Origin of the sequence: Acaryochloris sp. CCMEE 5410 (assembly GCF_000238775.2) — a bacterium.
Taxonomy (GTDB): Bacteria; Cyanobacteriota; Cyanobacteriia; order Thermosynechococcales; family Thermosynechococcaceae; genus Acaryochloris.
The window spans coordinates 465379-483460 of record NZ_AFEJ02000001.1; the positions used below are offsets into that span (position 1 = coordinate 465379).

Annotated in this window: 19 protein-coding genes; 8 read left to right on the plus strand and 11 right to left on the minus strand. The window is 47.0% G+C overall.

What is annotated here, in order from left to right; translation table 11 throughout:
* Positions 1-10: 10 nt before the first annotated feature.
* From ON05_RS01895 to ON05_RS01915, 6 genes are all read right to left on the minus strand, one after another.
* Positions 11-1345: a mechanosensitive ion channel family protein gene (locus ON05_RS01895; protein WP_010479102.1), complete on the minus strand. Its 1335-nt coding sequence runs from the start codon at positions 1343-1345 to the stop codon at positions 11-13.
* A 200-nt stretch (positions 1346-1545) separates the two neighbouring features.
* Positions 1546-1728: a CsbD family protein gene (locus ON05_RS01900; RefSeq protein ID WP_010479104.1), complete on the minus strand. Its 183-nt coding sequence runs from the start codon at positions 1726-1728 to the stop codon at positions 1546-1548.
* A gap of 252 nt (positions 1729-1980) precedes the next feature.
* A complete protein-coding gene (locus ON05_RS38330) occupies positions 1981-2223 on the minus strand; it encodes a DUF1830 domain-containing protein (protein ID WP_029315567.1) in 243 nt (80 codons plus the stop codon).
* 102 nt (positions 2224-2325) lie between these two features.
* Positions 2326-2934, minus strand: a complete 609-nt coding sequence (locus tag ON05_RS01905) for a general stress protein (protein ID WP_010479109.1) — start codon at positions 2932-2934, stop codon at positions 2326-2328.
* Positions 2935-3084: 150 nt separating this feature from the next.
* Positions 3085-3441 (minus strand): hypothetical protein, encoded by a 357-nt coding sequence (locus ON05_RS01910; RefSeq protein WP_010479111.1) that lies wholly within the window; start codon positions 3439-3441, stop codon positions 3085-3087.
* Between the two features lie 86 nt (positions 3442-3527).
* On the minus strand, positions 3528-3944 hold the full coding sequence (locus ON05_RS01915) for a CsbD family protein (protein ID WP_050857532.1): 417 nt from the start codon (positions 3942-3944) through the stop codon (positions 3528-3530).
* A 380-nt stretch (positions 3945-4324) separates the two neighbouring features.
* On the opposite strand from ON05_RS01915, the gene ON05_RS01920 reads away from it, so the two are divergent.
* From ON05_RS01920 to ON05_RS01940, 5 genes are all read left to right on the plus strand, one after another.
* Positions 4325-4582 (plus strand): hypothetical protein, encoded by a 258-nt coding sequence (locus tag ON05_RS01920; RefSeq protein ID WP_010479113.1) that lies wholly within the window; start codon positions 4325-4327, stop codon positions 4580-4582.
* A 336-nt stretch (positions 4583-4918) separates the two neighbouring features.
* Positions 4919-5062, plus strand: a complete 144-nt coding sequence (locus ON05_RS01925; RefSeq protein WP_010479116.1) for a high light inducible protein — start codon at positions 4919-4921, stop codon at positions 5060-5062.
* 285 nt (positions 5063-5347) lie between these two features.
* Entirely contained in the window at positions 5348-5884 is a 537-nt protein-coding gene (locus ON05_RS01930; protein WP_010479118.1) for a Dps family protein, read from the plus strand.
* A gap of 80 nt (positions 5885-5964) precedes the next feature.
* Entirely contained in the window at positions 5965-6243 is a 279-nt protein-coding gene (locus ON05_RS01935) for a hypothetical protein (RefSeq protein WP_010479120.1), read from the plus strand.
* Between the two features lie 126 nt (positions 6244-6369).
* On the plus strand, positions 6370-7914 hold the full coding sequence (locus tag ON05_RS01940; protein ID WP_010479122.1) for a metallophosphoesterase: 1545 nt from the start codon (positions 6370-6372) through the stop codon (positions 7912-7914).
* Positions 7915-7992: 78 nt separating this feature from the next.
* On the opposite strand, the gene ON05_RS01945 is transcribed toward ON05_RS01940, so the two are convergent.
* The 5 genes from ON05_RS01945 to ON05_RS01965 form a co-directional block, all read right to left on the minus strand.
* Complete coding sequence (locus ON05_RS01945; RefSeq protein WP_262561071.1) at positions 7993-9768, minus strand: ATP-binding protein; 1776 nt, start codon at positions 9766-9768, stop codon at positions 7993-7995.
* A 100-nt stretch (positions 9769-9868) separates the two neighbouring features.
* On the minus strand, positions 9869-10306 hold the full coding sequence (locus tag ON05_RS01950; RefSeq protein ID WP_010479126.1) for a response regulator: 438 nt from the start codon (positions 10304-10306) through the stop codon (positions 9869-9871).
* A gap of 3 nt (positions 10307-10309) precedes the next feature.
* Positions 10310-12646 (minus strand): ATP-binding protein, encoded by a 2337-nt coding sequence (locus ON05_RS01955; RefSeq protein WP_010479127.1) that lies wholly within the window; start codon positions 12644-12646, stop codon positions 10310-10312.
* Between the two features lie 69 nt (positions 12647-12715).
* Positions 12716-13357 (minus strand): alpha/beta hydrolase, encoded by a 642-nt coding sequence (locus tag ON05_RS01960; protein ID WP_010479129.1) that lies wholly within the window; start codon positions 13355-13357, stop codon positions 12716-12718.
* Positions 13358-13461: 104 nt separating this feature from the next.
* A complete protein-coding gene (locus ON05_RS01965) occupies positions 13462-14226 on the minus strand; it encodes an alpha/beta hydrolase (RefSeq protein WP_010479131.1) in 765 nt (254 codons plus the stop codon).
* A 299-nt stretch (positions 14227-14525) separates the two neighbouring features.
* Here ON05_RS01965 and ON05_RS01970 point away from each other — a divergent pair, with 299 nt between their 5' ends.
* The 3 genes from ON05_RS01970 to ON05_RS01980 all read left to right on the plus strand — a co-directional run bounded on the left by ON05_RS01970 (position 14526) and on the right by ON05_RS01980 (position 18063).
* Positions 14526-15800 carry a glycosyltransferase gene (locus ON05_RS01970; RefSeq protein WP_010479132.1) on the plus strand — a complete coding sequence of 425 codons (1275 nt, stop codon included), beginning with the start codon at positions 14526-14528 and terminating at the stop codon, positions 15798-15800.
* A gap of 146 nt (positions 15801-15946) precedes the next feature.
* Positions 15947-17611 (plus strand): alpha-glucosidase, encoded by a 1665-nt coding sequence (locus tag ON05_RS01975; RefSeq protein WP_010479134.1) that lies wholly within the window; start codon positions 15947-15949, stop codon positions 17609-17611.
* Positions 17612-17664: 53 nt separating this feature from the next.
* Positions 17665-18063, plus strand: a complete 399-nt coding sequence (locus ON05_RS01980; RefSeq protein WP_010479136.1) for a DUF1622 domain-containing protein — start codon at positions 17665-17667, stop codon at positions 18061-18063.
* The last annotated feature ends 19 nt before the right edge of the window (positions 18064-18082 follow it).

Consider the following 18082-nt stretch of genomic DNA (forward strand, 5'->3'; position numbering starts at 1 on the left):
CTTGCACGTATCAGGGCTGGACTGGAATCGCCTGAGCCTCACTGGCAGGGAAAGGGGAATTTCGGAAAACGAGGGTATAAATATCCGTGGGCATTTCGACTTGTGCTTGTTGCAAAGCTTCCTTGATGGTTTGAGCTACCTTAGAGGTCATGGTCAAAAACTCGCCCCGCTGGGAGTTCACCCAAAACCGCACTTCCAAATTGACCGTGCTAGCGGCTAATTCCCGAACGAGTACCTCAGGCGGTGGGCTAGGTTCCACCAGATCGAGATGAGTTACAGCCGTTTGAATCACTTGCGTCGCTTGATTGATATCTGCGTCATAGTCAATCCCGACCATCACGGAACTGCGACGCTGGGGTGAAGCGGTATTGTTGGTGATACTGGCAGAGAACACTTCCTGGTTTGGAATATAGACAATCCGACCGTCGTAGGTTCTTAAGGTCGTCCCCCGCAATTGGACTTGGGTAATGGTGCCTTCGAAATCTTCGATGACCACCTGGTCCCCCAGGCGAAAGGGCCGTGCAGCCAACAGAATAACCCCAGAAATATAGTTACTGAGAACGTCTTTGAGGCTAAAGCCAATGGCAACGCTAGTTAAACCTAATGCCCCTAACAATGCGCCGAAGTCTAGTCCCAAGACCCCAAGGGCAATAACGGCACCAATCACCCATACCCCGCCATACCCCAACCGACCAATTAAGATCTCTGTACTGCGATCGCCCTCGGTTTGTTGGGCCCAGCGAAAGGCAATGTAGCGAACGCCAACGGCCACCAGCCAAGTCGTGACAACGACAATTAGCGCACCCACTAGGGCTGGCAGCATATCTATGGTATTCCGCCCTGCATCCCGGATCGTTGTGCTTAAACGTTGAGCAACATCAATCGCTAATGGTGGCTTATCCAAGGCTTGGTTGAGCCGATTAGCCCAGTCTGTAGCCAAGCTCTGTACGGTTTGGCCATAATCTTCGCTATCTTGCTGGGTAACGGTCATCAACACACGCTGGTTGAGCCGCAAAGTGGCGACCTGCTGGTTGATGTCTTGAACCGAAACCTCTCCTAGAGCCTCAGAGCGCGATAGTAAACTGGCAATCCGCCGGTTGATAATTTCGGCTCTGTTAGTCGCATCCATATCAGACAAGCTACCCACCTGAAAGACTGGACGTCCCCTGACGAGAATATCGGCAAAATAAACCGATTGACTCGCAGAGGTGGGAGTTGTGGATGTTGGCGGGGGGGTAAGGACGTCGCTTTCTTGAGCCAAGGTTGGTGCAACACTGCCGATCAAGAGCCCTACCAATAGCACAGCATCAATCAGCCCAGCACTCAGTTGTTTTCTACTGGCCATCTGCCGTGGGCTTGGCAAGCTAAAATCCTTCTTTTGGCTGGTAGGCCAATGAATTGGCTGCGGTATCGGAAACGCTCTGTTCATCTAGAAAAATATCTCAGGGATTTTAAATTGGATAGAAAAAGGTCCAGAAACCAACTTGGGTAAACCGGACCTTTATACCAGAAACTAAATGACTCAATAACTGATTCAGGCAACTGTTAGTCGATTGCCTTTTTGACCTTGTCTTTAGCATCCTCAGCGGTATGACGGGCTTCTGCTTCAGCTTGCTTGGCTTTACCAGCGGCTTGATCTTCAGGATCGCCCGTCACGTTTCCAAGGGCTTCTTGAGCCTTACCTTCAATATTTTTAGCTGTGGCTTTTGCTCTATTTTCGGTACTCATAAAAGTTGCGCCTCCTAGGGCTACGTCGATTTTTTGTGTATAGGCTTATCCTAGGGAAGGCTATCTTAAAACTCGTCTGTCTAAAGGAGGGTTAGTGAGTTAGGAGCGATCTCCCTTTAGATGGACTTGACATATGCTGACTGCCCAGGCACTACTCCTGTAAGAGAAGTGTTTGGAGACATACGGTCTTAACATTATTCATGCCGAAAGAATAGTTCCCATCGTGGGCTAACTCATTCTGGTAGCCATAAACTACCAATTGGCCAGAGCTTGTAGCCGCTGACAGGAAATCTGGTCCGCCTTGATTGATGTCGCATTCATTGGACTACGGATTTCCAAGACTGCACTGGGAGCAGCCTCGAAATGCAGCCTTTGTTGAGGCAAAACCGTGCGCTCAAAGCAGCGATGGGCCATGTTCTCAATCCGGATAACGAGAGGATACGTTTTGTCATTGTAAAAACTGCAAGAAATAGATTTAGGTAAAGAAAGTTTCATAGATTAATTGGAAATAAATGTCAAGGCAGTTTTAGTTGGCTGTTGACCAACGGCTACTAATCAAACAGCGTAAGTTCAGTGAGGAAACTGACATCTCCACAACTAGGTATTGGGTAAAACATTATTGAGTGCCGTTGTTTGTTTAGCCCGAGCATAAAAAATTTCCCATCTGTGGATACCACTCTGATTCAGCACTTTCTCTGCTGCTTGAATTTCAGATCTGGTGCCTTCGACAATGAGCAAATAGTATCCTTTGGCAACGTAATTGTTGTAAATAATCGCTTGCTTTTCAGGAATGCCCAAACTGGCTAAGCCACCTATCAGCACACCCGTTGTTGCGCCAATGGCCCCTCCAGTTAATGTGGTTGTCAGGGTAGATGCTGTAGTACCTGCGAGTACAATAGGACCCATTCCAGGAATGGTGAGGGTACCTAGACCAACTAGTAATCCAGCAAGTGTCCCCAGTGCCCCTCCAGTGACAGCTCCAGTGGTTGCAGCTTCTCCCGTAGGGTCTCCAGCTTGCGTTTTGACTTCCACTCCCTCCATTTCATCAGATAGTTGACTATCCTTAGCAATGATTGACAGCTTTTCCAGGGGGAAGTGATTAGCTTTTAGACTGACAACTGCTGACTCAGCGTCAGTCCGCCGGGCAAACACGCCTAATGCTCTTTGGTATTCGAGTGGTGTTTGATCGTATTCAGTAGGGGTCATTAATCCTCCTTTGGATCGAGTTGTTCGTAGAAGGCGTAAGTTTCGCCTTTAGATTGGGATAGTTTGCAGAAAAACCTCCAATCCCATGTGCAAAAAACGTTCTTGATGGTTGACCAAGAACGTTGGTTATTGCATCTAGCAGTAGCTGAATTAACGATTGCCTAACAGCTTATCTAGGCCTTTCTGCATATTGTCTACCGTCGTAGTTGCCCCCTCAGCATCTTCGGGGCGTAGCATTTTGTCTTTGTCAGCACTGCCTTGTACTGAATTAAGACCGCCAGCAGATCGCTCCTGGGTTTCCTTCATACCGGGCATTCGGTTATAGCCCGTCATAAATTCCTCGGTATTTTCTTGAATGTTTTCAAGATTGGGAAGCCCTTTATCAGGAGAACTTGGACCACTACCGCTGATAGCCGCAGCAGGCAAAGCATTAGAGAGCAACAGTAGACCACAGGCAAAAGCAACTGCTATTCCTTTAGCTGTTTGAGTAAAGAATGTTCGAATCATTTTCAAATTAACCTCTCAGAAATTGAATCTGTTGTAGTCTGTTTGATTTTGGGTAACAGAGAGACCCAGTCGGCATGGTGGGTGAATTAGTTGAATAGACCTTTTACTGTGTCTTTGGCATCTTCAGCCGCGGATTCGGCACTGTTCTCAAGGTCTCCTACAGCACTTTGGGTGCGACCAATGTCCTGTTTGGCTTTCCCTTGAGCTTCTTTCAGGGAGCTTCCAGTCTTTTGGATATCCCTCTGAGCTTTGCCTTGGGCTTGTTTCACCACCCCTTCTGCTTGTTTGCTGGTGCCACTACCGAAAGTCTTATCAATATCAGTTTTGGCCATATCATCTAATTGCTCTGCTCGGTTAGAGCCAAATAAAGCCATGAGTTGAGGCTGATTCGGAGCTGCGATCGCATCAATAGGCATCGCCCCTAGACTGCTGATCAGAATTGAGAACGAAAGTGCCAAGGTATAAAAAACTTGGCGACCCTTTATAAAAAAGCTCGGACGCATAGTCCCCTCCTTTTAAGGTTCGGGTGCAACAACACCCTAAAGTGAATTTCTACTCATATGTACCCCAGGAGAGAAGGGAGACGAATCTCCCTAGAGACCGAAAAGAAACTGATTGTTTTATCGGTAAATCTTTCTATTGGCAGAGTAATCTTGGATGAGCTTGTGCCTTCACTTTGTACCTTCTGTGTCATCTAAAAAATGTTGAGGATGTAAGCGTTTTTACGAAAAGCCACGTATGAGATTTCTGGCTTTTCTTGCTGATGCTATGACTTAGGAACGGGTGCTTTATAAAAGTTTACGTCTTTAGGATGATGTCGAGCCAGACATACTTCCTGGATACTGAAGACATTAAACGCAAACAAAATTACGGAGTTTTATTTATGAGTACCGAGAATTTGTCTTCTGTATTAAATGATGAGCTGACACCTGAAGAACGCGAGCAAGGCTACATCCAAGATGACGCTGGTTTGACCAATACTTTTGCGGTTGAACCTGAGCCCTATGCTGCTGAACCGAAATGGGGATTCAATCAATTTGCGGAAACCTTCAGTGGCCGAGTCGCCATGATCGGCTTTGATTTATTAGTGCTTACGGAACTTGTAACCGGCAAAGGGATTATCCACACCATTTGGGGATAATTTGAGCCTCGGTTTTTAGGCATTAGATACATTATATAGTCACTCACCATTTCATACAGAATGTGATGAAGTGACTCTGCCCCAAATAAGCTCTGCTTGATCCTGTCATTGTTAGATAAGCCAGTTTAAGGAACTTTTTCAGTGGAAGATTCGAAGTTCTGTTTTGATTGAGAATTGGTATTCACTGATTTTATATTCAGGCTTTGTTCACTCAGATATTGCATAGGATAGCGGAGCAACTCACCACTATTCACTGTGGAAGTCTCCATGAATTGGGCACTAGTCCATCAGATTTTCACAACCCTGTCACATACTTTAATTAGGAGCATCGTAATTATGGAACGCCAAGAAATAAAATTTGGTTTCACTCAGTTTGCTGAAACTTGGAGTGGCCGTCTCGCCATGCTAGGATTTACCTTCTCAATTATTGCCGAGTTAGTCACTGGGCACGGCCTTTATAACTATTTGCTAGCCCTATAGGCTTCCTTTGTATTCTGCTGGCCTTCATTACTAGCAAAATGAGAAAGCAATTCCATTCAGCGACTTAAGGCTACAGTTTGTAGCATATAGACCAAGTATTAGAACTTTTCCAAATACTTGGTCTATATGCATTAAGGTTTACGACGGAAATCAGTATAGCAACTGGCATCTTCCTCTCTACCTTTCGGTAGATCGGTAGATAGAAAATCTCACTCCCTTAGAGGAAGATAATTGACAGCTTAACTGGTTAACTGGTTGGTAGAAACAAAGAATGGAACAATAAATATGCAACCCTACAATATTGGTTTAACAACTGAGCAGCGCCAAGGTGTTATTCAAATTTTAAATCAAGATTTAGCCGATTTATATCTACTCGTCATCAAAACAAAGAAATATCACTGGGACGTAGTGGGTCCGCAATTTATGACCTTACATCAGCTTTGGGAAGAACATTATGAGACCCTCACTACTAACGTGGATGCCTGTGCAGAGCGGATCCGGGCTTTAGGGGGATATCCTTTAGGCACTGCCAAGGGATTTTTGGATAACTCGACCCTTAAGGAACATCCCGGTGACCTACCGACCGCAACCGATATGGTGGCTCGTTTAGTACGCGACCATGAGCAGGTGATCCGTAACTTGAGAGGACACGTTGATCAATGTACTGAGCAATTCCACGATGAGGGAACGGCAGATTTCTTAACAGGATTGATGGAAGAGCATGAAGAGATGGCTTGGATGCTGCGGTCCTTTATTGAAGGCGAGCAAGTTGATTCGAGTGGATCGCGATCTGGCCTGGATCTGCAAGCCAGTGTTCAATAGGTTTTTGCGCCGATGCTGGTTTGGGTACTCAAGCCAGCATCGGCATGAATCTGAAGATTTAAGTTGGAGTTTTAATATCAATGGATACAACTTTTTTTGACACCCTATTTCGGGATAAAAATGGTGAAATTGTCATTGCTCAGCCCCCAAATTTGACTCTGTCAGTTTGGATGGGGGCGAGTCTTTTACAATTCGTCTTTACCAGTGAGCCTATCCATCAAGGATTAGAAACAATCGCTTTTATCTCTCTATTGACGTGGGCTCTTCAAGAATTGTTTGAGGGCGTCAATTATTTCCGCAGACTATTAGGTCTGATTGTATTTCTGTTTGCGATCGCAAACCAAATCAACGCTGTCTAAGTGAGATTCAGAACGTCCTTTGTTTCGAATTAAATCGTTTGGCTGGCCTTCCGTCACATTGGTTAGACCCGATTTATTCAATTCAGGCTGTTCTGCCTGATATAGAAGCTATTACAACCATCATCTATGCAGTTTGTTTCTGATCCATCTATCTCTCTCAAAATTAGTGAAATGAAGAAAAGGGTGTGCTGGCAACACCCTTTAGTTTCGGGACAAAATATTAATCAAACCAGGTTGGTCTTGGACACTGAAGAATCAGATGCTCAAGATTTTTCTTTCCTCGTCATCGGAGACAGCGGCACTGGACAATATCGAGGAGACAGCCCCCAGCGACGGGTCATGGAATTCCTCCTAGAACAAGGAGACGGCAGCAGCTTTGCCCTGCATACGGGAGACGTTGTGTATCTCGTCGGTTCCAATGAACAGTATTCCGAAAACTTTATCGATCCCTATCGCGAGTGGCTCGTGGGGGGACATCAGCCTGACAACATTGCCTATGACCAAATGGTGTTTCAATTCCCGTTTTTCCCAGTCCCAGGGAATCACGACTATTATGACTTGCCCTGGTTCTGGGGATTATTGTCGCAAGTCACTTTACCCCTGCGCAAGCTCTTTCAACGCCAATTTGATTTGGATGTAGGCTGGCACGGTTCCCATAAAGGAGAGGTCTATGCCAAAGCTTTTTTGGATTACCTACAGGGGTTAAGTGATTCAGAGCTAGAGCGACATCTGGACACCCACTACGCCTCCTGCTCACAGTCCGAAAGATGTCTGCGATATCGTCCTGGCCAATTCACTCGGCTCCCTAATCGATACTATCAATTTCGCCAAGGCGGGATTGATTTTTTTGCCTTGGATTCCAATACGTTTAATGCGCCTCAGGCTCTGCCGGATACAGAGGCGGGGCAGTTCCTGAGACAACAACTGCTTAGAAGCCGTCGAGATCTGATGCAGCAGAAAACGGAGGCATTGAGGGCAGCGGTAGAAACCACCGACTTGGACCTTGAGGATGCCTATAGCAAGGTCGAACAAATTGAAGAACAAATTCTAGATATTGATAAGCAGTTAACCAACGATTCTGAATCGATTGTTGATATTGAACAGTTAACTTGGCTGAAGCGACAGCTTATCGCATCATGGCGAGATCCCAATGCTAGGGGCCGGATTTTGTTTTTTCACCATCCCCCCTACGTGACGGAAGCAACGAAATGGTATCAAGGACAAACCTTAGCCGTCCGGCAGAATCTACGTTGGGTCCTGAATGAAGTTCAGCATGAGGTGGGTAACCTGATCCAAGGTGGATCAATCGTCGATTTAGTGATTAATGGACATGCCCATTGCTTGGAGTACCTCAAGACTGGGGATACAGGGCATGCCGACGCACATCTCAATTGGGTAGTTTGTGGGGGCAGTGGTTTTAGTCTGCGGCGTCAGCGATCTGAAGGGCCTGAGTTAAGGGAAAAACAGGACGGAGAATCTGAGCGAACGGTGGCGCGATCGCACCTTTATATTGGGCGATACGGACATGGCTCTCAGAAACACCGACCTTATTCGGGCTTGAGAATTGATGTCAAAGCTGGATCCCCCCCCAAGATCATCCTCCGCCCCTTAGTGGTTGAACGATTCCAGCATCAGTGGCAGAACCATGTACTTGATGCAATTGAAATTTGATGCACCAGAGAACAACCCTTCCCTTAGACCAAGACTAACTGGGACTAAGGCTCACTATGGAGGGGAGATTTTATACTCTCAGGCTAATCTTCGAGGCCAGGTAAAGAAAAAAGCACTCCCACGATCGTCAGACTCAACCCAAACAGTTCCTCCCTGCTGCTCGACAATCTTTTTGATAATGGTTAATCCTAGGCCGGTTCCTTTAGCATGATCGGCAGGAGCAAGAGTTTGAAAGATACCAAAGATGCGCTGGTGATTCTCTGGAGCAATGCCAGGACCATCATCAGCAACGGTGAACTGCAACTGCTCCCCCAAGTCCTGACATCGGATTTGGATACAACCATCGGGACGATCATGGTACTTGATGGCATTACTAATCAGGTTGGCAAAGACTTGCTTTAACAAGAGGGGTTGGGTTTCAATCTGAGGAACTGCGTCAGGAAGCACAACCTGAAACTCCGCTGGAGGGGTGAGGGAGTCGACCACCTCATGCAGTAACTGCAGAATATCTACCTGGAGGATTTCGACCGTTTGCTTGCCCGCCCGTGAGTACTGGAGAACACCATTGATGAGCTCTTCCATCCGTAGAACACGGTGTTGGATCAGCCTTAACTGCTCTTGGTTTTCCTGGGGGAGCTGCTCTTGCAGATCTTCGACCAACCACTGCGATAGGTTAGAAATACCTCGTAGCGGTGCTTTAAGGTCGTGGGAGACAATGTAAGCAAACTCATCCAGCTCTTGGTTCCGTTGATTCAGCCGATGCAACGCTTGAGCCAGTTTTCGATTCGCTCGCCCCAATTCAGTGGCGCGCTCTTGTAATTGGCGATCAATCGCCTGTTGCTTTTTTAATCCAGCTCTTAGACTCGTAACCAGTTCAGCTTGCTGGATAGCAATTGCCCCCTGCACCGCCAGCTCATCCATCAAAGTCAACTCTTCTGGCTGCCAGTCATGGGCCGTCTGACAATGGTGTGCAATCAGCAGTCCCCATAATTTGGGTTCATCCGTGGTGACGCTGTGGCTAATGATCGGGACCACCAAGTTGGCCTTCACCTGAAACTGCTGCAACATCCGTAGATGGCAGTCAGATAGTCCAGCCGTGGTAATGTCAGCAACCACCATTCTATGTCCCTGAATATACTTGTGGGCCTGATAACTTTGCTCCCCCTGAAAGCAGTTGTCTTCTAAGGTGAGTCCCATCACTGAGGTCCATGTTGGTAGAACCGATTCAGCAACGACTATGCCACTCATGTTGATTTCAAACTGATAAATCAGGGTGCGATCGCACCCTAGCAACTGCCGTGTTCCTGCTGTAATCACCTGTAAAATCTGGTCCAGTTCTGATGCTCGATTGATTTGTAGAGCCACTTCTGTGAGGAGAGACCGCTGCTGCTGGTACTGCTCAAGCGCTGTCCTAAGCCGATGCTCGGTCAACACATTGCCTACGGTCTGGAGCAAGTTAGCGGGTGTCAACTGTCCTTTGATTAAATAATCCTTTGCGCCTGCCTTCATGGCTGCAACCGCAACTTCCTCGCTGCCTTGGCCCGTCAACATAATCACTGGAGGACAGATTTTTAATTGTGCCGTTAGCTCTGCCATCAACTCCAACCCATTCATATCGGGAAGGTTATAATCCAGCAGAATGAGATCAGGAACCTGGCTATGGCAAGCCACTAATGCCGCTTCTCCACAGTCATATTCTTCGATTTTTCCGACCGATCCCAAAGACCGACAATAGGTGAATCGATCGGTCTCCGAGTCGTCCACAATCAAAATTAACTGTGCTGGCAGACCAGTCGCGACAGAGTGGGCATTAGGATCTGGAACAATATTCATTACTGAGAAGTGGGTTGACATCTTATTCAAGGGATCGCTAAACTCTTGTCAAGATGAGAGATCGCCGTGTTGCTGTATAGGAACGCTGACAATCTGCCACGTATGTATTGATATGTGTTGATTAGTTAGACGAGGGAAGCACCGTCGCCTGAAACCAAAATTCTAAAAACTGGTGCATTGTGGCTCTAAACTGATTTGGGTTAAATGATTTCAGTAGGTAGCCGCTGACGCCAGCATAATAACAAGTATAGACATCCTCTGGATTGGAGGAGGTGGTGAGAACCACAACGGGAATGACCTTTAACCGATCATCTTGCTTAAGTTCTGCAAGCACTTCCCGCCCATCGGTACCAGGCAGGTTGAGATCCAGTAGCACCAAGTCTGGCAAAGGATGATCCTCGGGTGACATTAGATAGTCAAGAGCATCCTCCCCATCCACGCAGCGAGCAATCGATAGATCAAAGCGGTCAACTTCGCGAATAATGCGGCTGAAGATTTCATAGTCCTCATCACTATCTTCGACCACCAAGAGAGTGTGAGATAAAGTGGGGTCATCCATACCCTATTGCCCCAAGTAGAAGTAGAACGTGCTGCCTTCCCGGGGGACAGACTGAATCGCAATACGGCCCCCATGGCGCTCCACAATTTTCTTGACGATGGTGAGACCGGCTCCTGTGCCGCCACCATAGCGATTGGGAGCATGAAGGCGCTTGAAAATCTTAAACACGTTCTCTAATTGTCGTTCACGAATACCAATTCCATTATCCCTTACATACAGAACCATTTGATCGGTATCGAGCGTCTCAGGCAAAATTGAGCGATCTTCGTCGGGGGTAATGTAGCCAATTTCAATCCATTTATGGGGCTTGTTGTTGTACTTAATGGCATTGCTAATTAAATTGGTGAACACCTCTGTAACCCGGATGCGATCGCAGGCCAAGGTCGGCAACGATCGGGGAATCCTAAATTCCACAGATTCCGGCTGACTCATTTGAATCACGCCGAGGACCTCCGCCAGGACTGCGCTCAGATCCGTATCGTAAATCGCGAGGTCTGCGCGTCCCAACCGAGAATAGTGCAACAGCGAACTAATCAAATCCTCCATGCGCTGGGTAAGGCGCATCAGGGTTTCCAGTTTGTGCTGACCCTCTGCATCTAGTTGCTCCCCATAATCTTCAATCAAAAAGCTCGAATAGTTGTGAATGCCCCGCAGCGGTTCTTTAAGATCATGGGAAGCAATATAGGCAAAGGCGTCGAGTTCGCTGTTGCTGCGCTGCAAATCAGCATTGAGCATCGCCAGCTCATCCACCTTCTTCAGCACAATACCAATAATGGCACCACGAAGCTCTAGGACGGCTTCTTTGGCCAGATCGCTCCAGGGAAGCGATTTCCTCCGAACCGTCTCTTGCCAGCGTTCAAAGGACTGTCTCGGTGTCAAATAAGGTAAACCCTCGGCATCAACCCCTTGCTGCTGCTTGGGTTCGCCTCCCCAATTTACCGTCTGTACCACCTCCGGTTTAAACCACAGCAGATGGATATTCTGGGCAGGAGAGATTTGCAGGGCTAACAATCCACTAGCAACAACTTGATGGTCGGCCAGAGCAGGATACACTTTCCCCAGTTGATCGGTACTGTAGAGTAGAGCGGGGGGAGTAAGCTGTTGGCTCACCCAGTGGATTAAAGGGGCAATTGTCGGTTCCGGGGGAGTCTGTCCAAAAGCAATCAACTGTTCGCCTTCGCAGAACACTAAACCTGAGGCATCGGCCAGCACCATCAAGTCGATAGGATGATGACTGATGGCGGCCAACAGCGACTGGTAGCGACTACTGGATTGCACAAAATTGGCCTGAATCGACTGTAGTCTCACCCGCTCCACCAAACGTTGCTTGTCCAATTTTGTGAGCAGCTCCATGGAGACGGCCTGTCCAACAAATTCACAAACTGTGCGCAGTGGGTAGGATAGGGGCTTTGGGACATAGTGATGGCAAGCAATTAGGCCCCAAAGCTGCTGATTGCACAGCAGCGAAATCGACAGAGACGCCCGCACCCCCATATTGTTCAGATATTCTGTATGCATTGGCGAAACACTTCGCAGAACAGACAGGCTCATATCTAACGGGGCTTGGGTGACGGGGCTATGCAGCGGCTCCAGGGGAATCGGTTCATAGGTGGCATCGGGAATCAGGCGCAGGCGATTGAGCCGATATAGCTGTTTGGCCTGTTTGGGAATATCAGTAGCTGGATAGTGCAGTCCGAGAAAAGGCTCTAGATCAGATCGCCGATCCTCGGCAATCACATCGCCAGCACCGTCTGAATCAAACCGATAGACCATCACGCGGTCAAACCCCGTAATCTGACGAACTTCAGCCGCAGCCGTTTGACACAATTCCGTCAGAGTCTGAGCTTGCTGTAGGTGATTAATGGGGGCCTTGACCCATCGATAAAAATCAAAAAAATCGATGGGTTGGGGATTGTCTAGGGGTTCTAATTCCAGGACAATGACGGTCTCAGTCCGATGGGCCACTCCACCCATATCCCTGCCATTAACCCTCAGTTGGAGTGGATTAACCTGTTCAAAATCAGCTGCCAAGCATCCCCGAATCTGATCCAATTGATTGGGGGGGAGTAGCTTAGATAAAGGTTGACCCAATAGCGCCGCAGGAGGTTGTCCCAGTAGCTGAAGGGCATTCTGACTGATCTGCTGAATTACGAAATCGTCTTCAGTGCAGGTGATAAGAACCCCATGAGGCTGAATGGCGCTGGGGATATGGATGGGTTCGCGATCGCAGTTCGTCAACGACACATCCGATGGCACAAGATCAGGATCAGTGAGGATTGCGATTTCTGCTCTAACCTGCGTGTTTGGATCGGAAGATTCAGGTGAAACCGATGATGTCATTGAAAACAAATATACTTGTGAGTAATGGTAATCCTTATTATGGAACGAAAACAGGTCACCCTTTGCAACCTAAGGAGTTGTTGCAGTGCGAGGTTGGCAATCGCAGATAAAACTACTCAAAACATCCTTAGCAGCTGCTAGAGGGCCTGTCCTTGCCGCTACGTCCTCGGCACTACCCATCAAACTATCAATGGTTCCAGCCACATCCGCTAAACGGGCACCATCAACGTATAGCTGTTGAGTTGGATACCTTTGCAGAAATTCTAAAAACGAAATCTGGTTATCATCACTGAGGGAAAGCAGAATGGCTGATCGGAGTGCTTGCAGATTGGCCTTTTTTTCGGGGGTGTGAATGACCTGACCTGCTTGGAACAGAGCATATTCTCCAGGCAATAGATGGAGGATTTTATCTGCTGTCCGCAAATCTACCTTAAGATCTTTGGTCATAAACTGGCGAGCGGTTTCGGGGTCTTGACCCGATACCCTTAGAAAGAATTTAAGATTAGAAGACGCTTGACCAGTCTGAGCAAACGTTTCGAGTTCATCAACGGTCAGAGATTGTCCAAATTGATTGTAAGTAAAGACAACTTTCTCTGCAGCTCGAACGGGGGTAGGCATCAAACCTGCCACTGAGATTGAGGCAATGGCGCTGAAGGTGAGGCCGATCTGCCAACGCCTAATTTGTTGAAATAACGAATACCAAGTGGCCATTAGTGGACTCCAAAAAACACAGTAAATTTATGTCAGCAAAAGACCAGAGAAGAAAACAATCGTTTTCCTGTAAGTAGGGATAAACTCAAAAATTTCCTAACGTTCTATGGAGTCGGCGTTGGATTAGAGGGTAATGGAGTGGGGAAGACGGGGGTTAATGCACGGGTAGTGTTTTGGGGTGCCTTGTTATTTCTGGACATCGTGGTAGCCGGAGCTTTGTCCTTGCAATTCTCTGCCACATTTTGAGGTTGATAGGAGGGATTGGCCGCTACATCGGCAGAGGATTGAGCTGTATTGCAATCGCAAATAAAATCCGACAGTACATCTTTGGCGACTTCCAGAGCGGGCAAAGTTTTTTCAACAAAGCTGCTGACCTGGTTGTAGGTCCCTTCTAAACTCGTTAGGTTCACCCGAATTGTATTTTGGGGATATTTGTCGATAATTTCCATAAAGGAGATTTGATCATCCTCAATGGACTTGAGAACTGCTGTTCTCAGAGATTCCAGGCCATCTTCCGTTCTGCCAGATGCGCTAGCAATTGCCTGGTCAAGCTTGAAAAGCAAAAATTCTCCGTTGGACCCTTCAATAAAATTTTGTAAGAAGGTGGGGACTGTAATTTGCTCAGAAAGAGCAGTGCGGACTACTTCTGGTAGTTCTGCGTCTGTCTCTAGTAACTTCTGCAAAGAAGTAGGTAACTCTCCGGTGCTCGTAAAGTTGTTTAATTCGCTACGGGTCACCGTGACTTCGGTGTCTTTGTAGCGAACAAAAATACTCTCAGCTGCTTGAACTCGGCTAGATAATAGGGAAGTGAAAATTGCTGTAATGCTAAAAAATCCAAAACTAAGGAGCGATTGGAGAGCTTTATTCATGGAATACTCCTCAAATACGATACACAACTAGTAGAGAGCAGTTGCATCACTGTTAACTGCTAAACATGCCCTTCATTAGGAAATATTGTGATTTATGTTCGAAAAATTGCCATCTTCTCTAGGAGTAGGATATGGCATCCATCATTCTGTCTTTAGGAAGATGCCAGGCTAGGCATTCTATGTGTGACTAGCCATCAACAGATATATATCTTGGGGATGATGTGAATTCCGACTAAGCTTTTTACGCTAAGAACCATCCATTATTGACCTATTTGGTTTCTAGAAAACGAGTTAGAATCATGGCTTACAAAACTAGAGGAAGTGTTGCCTTAATCTCTGTTCATGGAGATCCTGCTGTTAGCATTGGCTGTGAAGAAGCAGGGGGCCAAAATGTTTATGTCCGCCAGATGGGTGAGGCACTTGCTGAGCGGGGTTGGACAGTGGACATGTTCACCCGCAAGTCTCATCCGGATCAACTAAACGTCGTTAAACATCAGCCAGGTTGTCGAACAATTCGATTGGAAGCAGGCCCTCAGACATTCGTGAGTCGAGATCGCTTATTTGAATATTTACCTAAGTTTCTATCAGCTTTTCAAACGTTTCAACATCAAAATGGCACTATTTATCCCTTGATTCATACCAACTACTGGTTGTCTGCTTGGGTTGGATTGGAGTTGAAGCAATCCCAGGCTATTAGACTTTTACACAACAACCATTCTTTGGGAGCTGTGAAATATCGAACTGTGACAACTGTTCCCATGATTGCCAAAACTCGCTTGCAAATTGAGAAGCAATGTTTGGAACAAGCCGATTGTGTAATTGCGACGAGTCCACAGGAAAGAGACTATCTGAGATCGCATGTTTCAACCAAGGGAAATATTGAAGTGATTCCTTGTGGTACAGATACTCAAAGATTCCAGCACCAAAATTCCACGGCGTTACGACAAAAATTAGGCATTCGTGATGAAACAAAGCTAATTTTGTATGTGGGTCGCTTTGATCCGAGAAAAGGGATTGAAACCTTGGTTCGTGCGGTCGGCAATCCTGAGGTGCAGCATCACCAAAATGTGAAATTAATAATTGTGGGTGGTAGCCGATCAGGCGAAAAAGATAGCCAAGAACAAAACCGTATCCGTGCCATTGTCAATGAGCTGGGTTTGCAAGATCAGGTTATCTTTGCAGGCCGAATTGACCATGAGCATCTCTCGGCTTACTACACAGCTGCCGACCTATGCGTTGTACCGAGTCTATATGAACCTTTTGGTTTAGTGCCCATTGAAGCGATGGCTTGTGGCACCCCGGTGATTGCCAGTGCGGTTGGGGGACTCAAGTTTACGGTTGTACATGGCCAGACTGGGCTGCTAGTCCCACCCAAAGCAGTAGATGAATTGGCCCATGCGATTGATTATCTTTTCAGTCATCCGAGGGAGTTACACATCATGGGAGAGGCAGGACGTCATCGGGTGACGACTCAATTCAGCTGGCCGGGGGTCGCCGATCAAATGGATCAACTCTACCTCACTCAGTTGCATCAGCTTTGCAACAAGTTTTTCCCAGGACAATTTGTAAGTTAAGCAACCTCTGGACTTTTTCCCGCGCTACCTATCTTGAGAGGATTAGTAGATTACCTGCTAATCCTTTTCCTCCGTGAAGGGTCTCCTGAAAAACTTTATGGAGGAACTGTTACGAACTTTTGCCTAGAATTAGTACGATTAAATTGATGAGCAAATATGACCAATGGTGGCAAGATAGCGTCATCTACCAAATCTATCCCTTCACCTTTGCCGATGTCAATGGCGATGGAATCGGTGATCTCCAAGGCATTATTCAACGGTTAGATTATATCAATGACGGACATCCAGAGCGTCAATCATCTTTAGGAATCGATGCGATATGGCTCTGTCCTATCTATCCTTCACCAATGGTGGATAACGGCTATGATGTCAGCCACTACACGGATATCCATCCTTCCTTAGGGACGTTGGCCGACTTTAATCGGTTACTACATGAAGCCCACCAACGGGATATAAAAGTCATCCTAGATTTGGTGATCAACCATACCTCTGATCAGCATGACTGGTTTGCTCAATCTCGCACTAGCCAGGATAACCCTAAAGCCGACTGGTATATATGGCACGATCCAACCCAAGAGGGGCAGGTTCCCAATAACTGGATGTCTTACTTGGGAGGCAGTGGCTGGACCTTTGACTCCCAGCGTCAGCAATACTACTTCCATACGTTTTCCCCACATCAGCCCGATCTAAACTGGCGTCATCCACCCATGAGGGAAGCCATCTTTGAAGTGATTCGGTTTTGGCTGGATCGAGGTGTCGATGGATTTAGACTGGATGCATCTAGTGTCTATAGCAAAGATCCAGAGTTTCGGAATAATCCCCTGAAGTTTGGAATTACAGATGCTGATGGGTATAGCAGTTATCATCATCTCTATGACAAGAATCTGCCAGATAATCACCAGATTATTGCGGATATTCGCAAGGTTTTGGATGAGTATGGCCATAAGGTTCTGATTGGAGAAACCTTTATTGATAATCAAATTTATGATTCCGTGGCCTTTTATGGGGCTGACCAGGATGAACTCGATTTAGCCTTCTCCTTTGAATTGCCGTTTAGCCCCTGGTATCCGGGGTACTTGCATCGGGCAATCGTCAAACAGGAACGATTAGTCCCTGATCCTGACTGGCCAACTTATTTTCTGGACAATCACGATTTGCCGCGTCATCTATCTCGTTGGGTTGACTGCAGCCTGTGCACGGATACAACCGCTTTAGCGAAAGCAGCCGCTACTTTATTACTCACTCTACGGGGTACTCCCGTGCTCTACTACGGACAAGAGCTCGGGATGGAAGATAACCTAGAGATTCCTCCAGAACAGCAAAAAGACAAGGCGTCTTCTCCAGACCAAAAGGATGGACAATCCTCTAGAGATGGAGCCCGCACCCCCATGCAGTGGGACTGTTCCGTACATGCTGGATTTAGTTTTGGCAAAGCGGTTGAACCCTGGCTACCCGTTCACCCGAATGCTGCTGAGGTAAATGTTGAGAGGGAGAGTGAAGATCCAAACTCGATTCTGAATTTCTATCGTCAGTTATTGCGGATTCGCAAACAGAGCAAGGCCCTACGCCGAGGGGCTTGGAAAAGCCTAATTGCCTATCCCCATGAACATTTAGCCTATACCCGAACCACAGATAGAGAAACGATTTTGATCTTGATTAACTTCTCAGGTGCAAAAGAGATCGATTTGGGTCTCTCCTGCAAGGGCGATCGCTGGCGAGTATTGCTATCAACAGAGCTTTCCATCGATGAAGTTGATGAGGTTCCAACAACCCTCAAGCCCTTTGAGGTGTCAATTCTCCGACAAGAATAGCCCCTAAGGGTGGTAGTCTCTTGAGCATAGGTTGGGTAGGGGTCACAAATCGGATGGACGTCGTCCAACAGTTACAGGACAGCTTGGAAATTGTTGTTTCTTTTCTGGAGGTGGTTTTAGAGGCGGCAGCAGCCTTTTGTATCGTGTTGGGTCTATTGGTGAGCATCAAGCTAGCGGTTGTGCTCCGCCGTCGTCGTTCCAGTATTCAATTTCCCTTGGGACGATTGCGATTAACCTTTGGACGATGGTTGGCGTTGGCCCTTGAGTTTCAACTAGGGGCAGATGTGTTAGCAACGACTGTGGCTCCCACCTTTGAATCGTTGGGAAAACTAGGAGCCATTGCGATTATTCGTACGTTTCTAAACTACTTCCTAAATAAAGAGCTGATTGAAGTCTTTGAGATGCAAAAACGATTCGATGAAGATGAGACGGATTTATCTAACTCTGATTAAGACGATACTTCAACTCTTT

Coding starts and splice junctions, on each gene's coding strand:
- ON05_RS01895 (WP_010479102.1), bottom strand. CDS start 1,345: ATGGCCAGTAGAAAACAACTGAGTGCTGGGCTGATTGATGCTGTGCTA.
- ON05_RS01900 (WP_010479104.1), bottom strand. CDS start 1,728: ATGAGTACCGAAAATAGAGCAAAAGCCACAGCTAAAAATATTGAAGGT.
- ON05_RS38330 (WP_029315567.1), bottom strand. CDS start 2,223: ATGAAACTTTCTTTACCTAAATCTATTTCTTGCAGTTTTTACAATGAC.
- ON05_RS01905 (WP_010479109.1), bottom strand. CDS start 2,934: ATGACCCCTACTGAATACGATCAAACACCACTCGAATACCAAAGAGCA.
- ON05_RS01910 (WP_010479111.1), bottom strand. CDS start 3,441: ATGATTCGAACATTCTTTACTCAAACAGCTAAAGGAATAGCAGTTGCT.
- ON05_RS01915 (WP_050857532.1), bottom strand. CDS start 3,944: ATGCGTCCGAGCTTTTTTATAAAGGGTCGCCAAGTTTTTTATACCTTG.
- ON05_RS01920 (WP_010479113.1), top strand. CDS start 4,325: ATGAGTACCGAGAATTTGTCTTCTGTATTAAATGATGAGCTGACACCT.
- ON05_RS01925 (WP_010479116.1), top strand. CDS start 4,919: ATGGAACGCCAAGAAATAAAATTTGGTTTCACTCAGTTTGCTGAAACT.
- ON05_RS01930 (WP_010479118.1), top strand. CDS start 5,348: ATGCAACCCTACAATATTGGTTTAACAACTGAGCAGCGCCAAGGTGTT.
- ON05_RS01935 (WP_010479120.1), top strand. CDS start 5,965: ATGGATACAACTTTTTTTGACACCCTATTTCGGGATAAAAATGGTGAA.
- ON05_RS01940 (WP_010479122.1), top strand. CDS start 6,370: ATGCAGTTTGTTTCTGATCCATCTATCTCTCTCAAAATTAGTGAAATG.
- ON05_RS01945 (WP_262561071.1), bottom strand. CDS start 9,768: ATGTCAACCCACTTCTCAGTAATGAATATTGTTCCAGATCCTAATGCC.
- ON05_RS01950 (WP_010479126.1), bottom strand. CDS start 10,306: ATGGATGACCCCACTTTATCTCACACTCTCTTGGTGGTCGAAGATAGT.
- ON05_RS01955 (WP_010479127.1), bottom strand. CDS start 12,646: ATGACATCATCGGTTTCACCTGAATCTTCCGATCCAAACACGCAGGTT.
- ON05_RS01960 (WP_010479129.1), bottom strand. CDS start 13,357: ATGGCCACTTGGTATTCGTTATTTCAACAAATTAGGCGTTGGCAGATC.
- ON05_RS01965 (WP_010479131.1), bottom strand. CDS start 14,226: ATGAATAAAGCTCTCCAATCGCTCCTTAGTTTTGGATTTTTTAGCATT.
- ON05_RS01970 (WP_010479132.1), top strand. CDS start 14,526: ATGGCTTACAAAACTAGAGGAAGTGTTGCCTTAATCTCTGTTCATGGA.
- ON05_RS01975 (WP_010479134.1), top strand. CDS start 15,947: ATGAGCAAATATGACCAATGGTGGCAAGATAGCGTCATCTACCAAATC.
- ON05_RS01980 (WP_010479136.1), top strand. CDS start 17,665: ATGGACGTCGTCCAACAGTTACAGGACAGCTTGGAAATTGTTGTTTCT.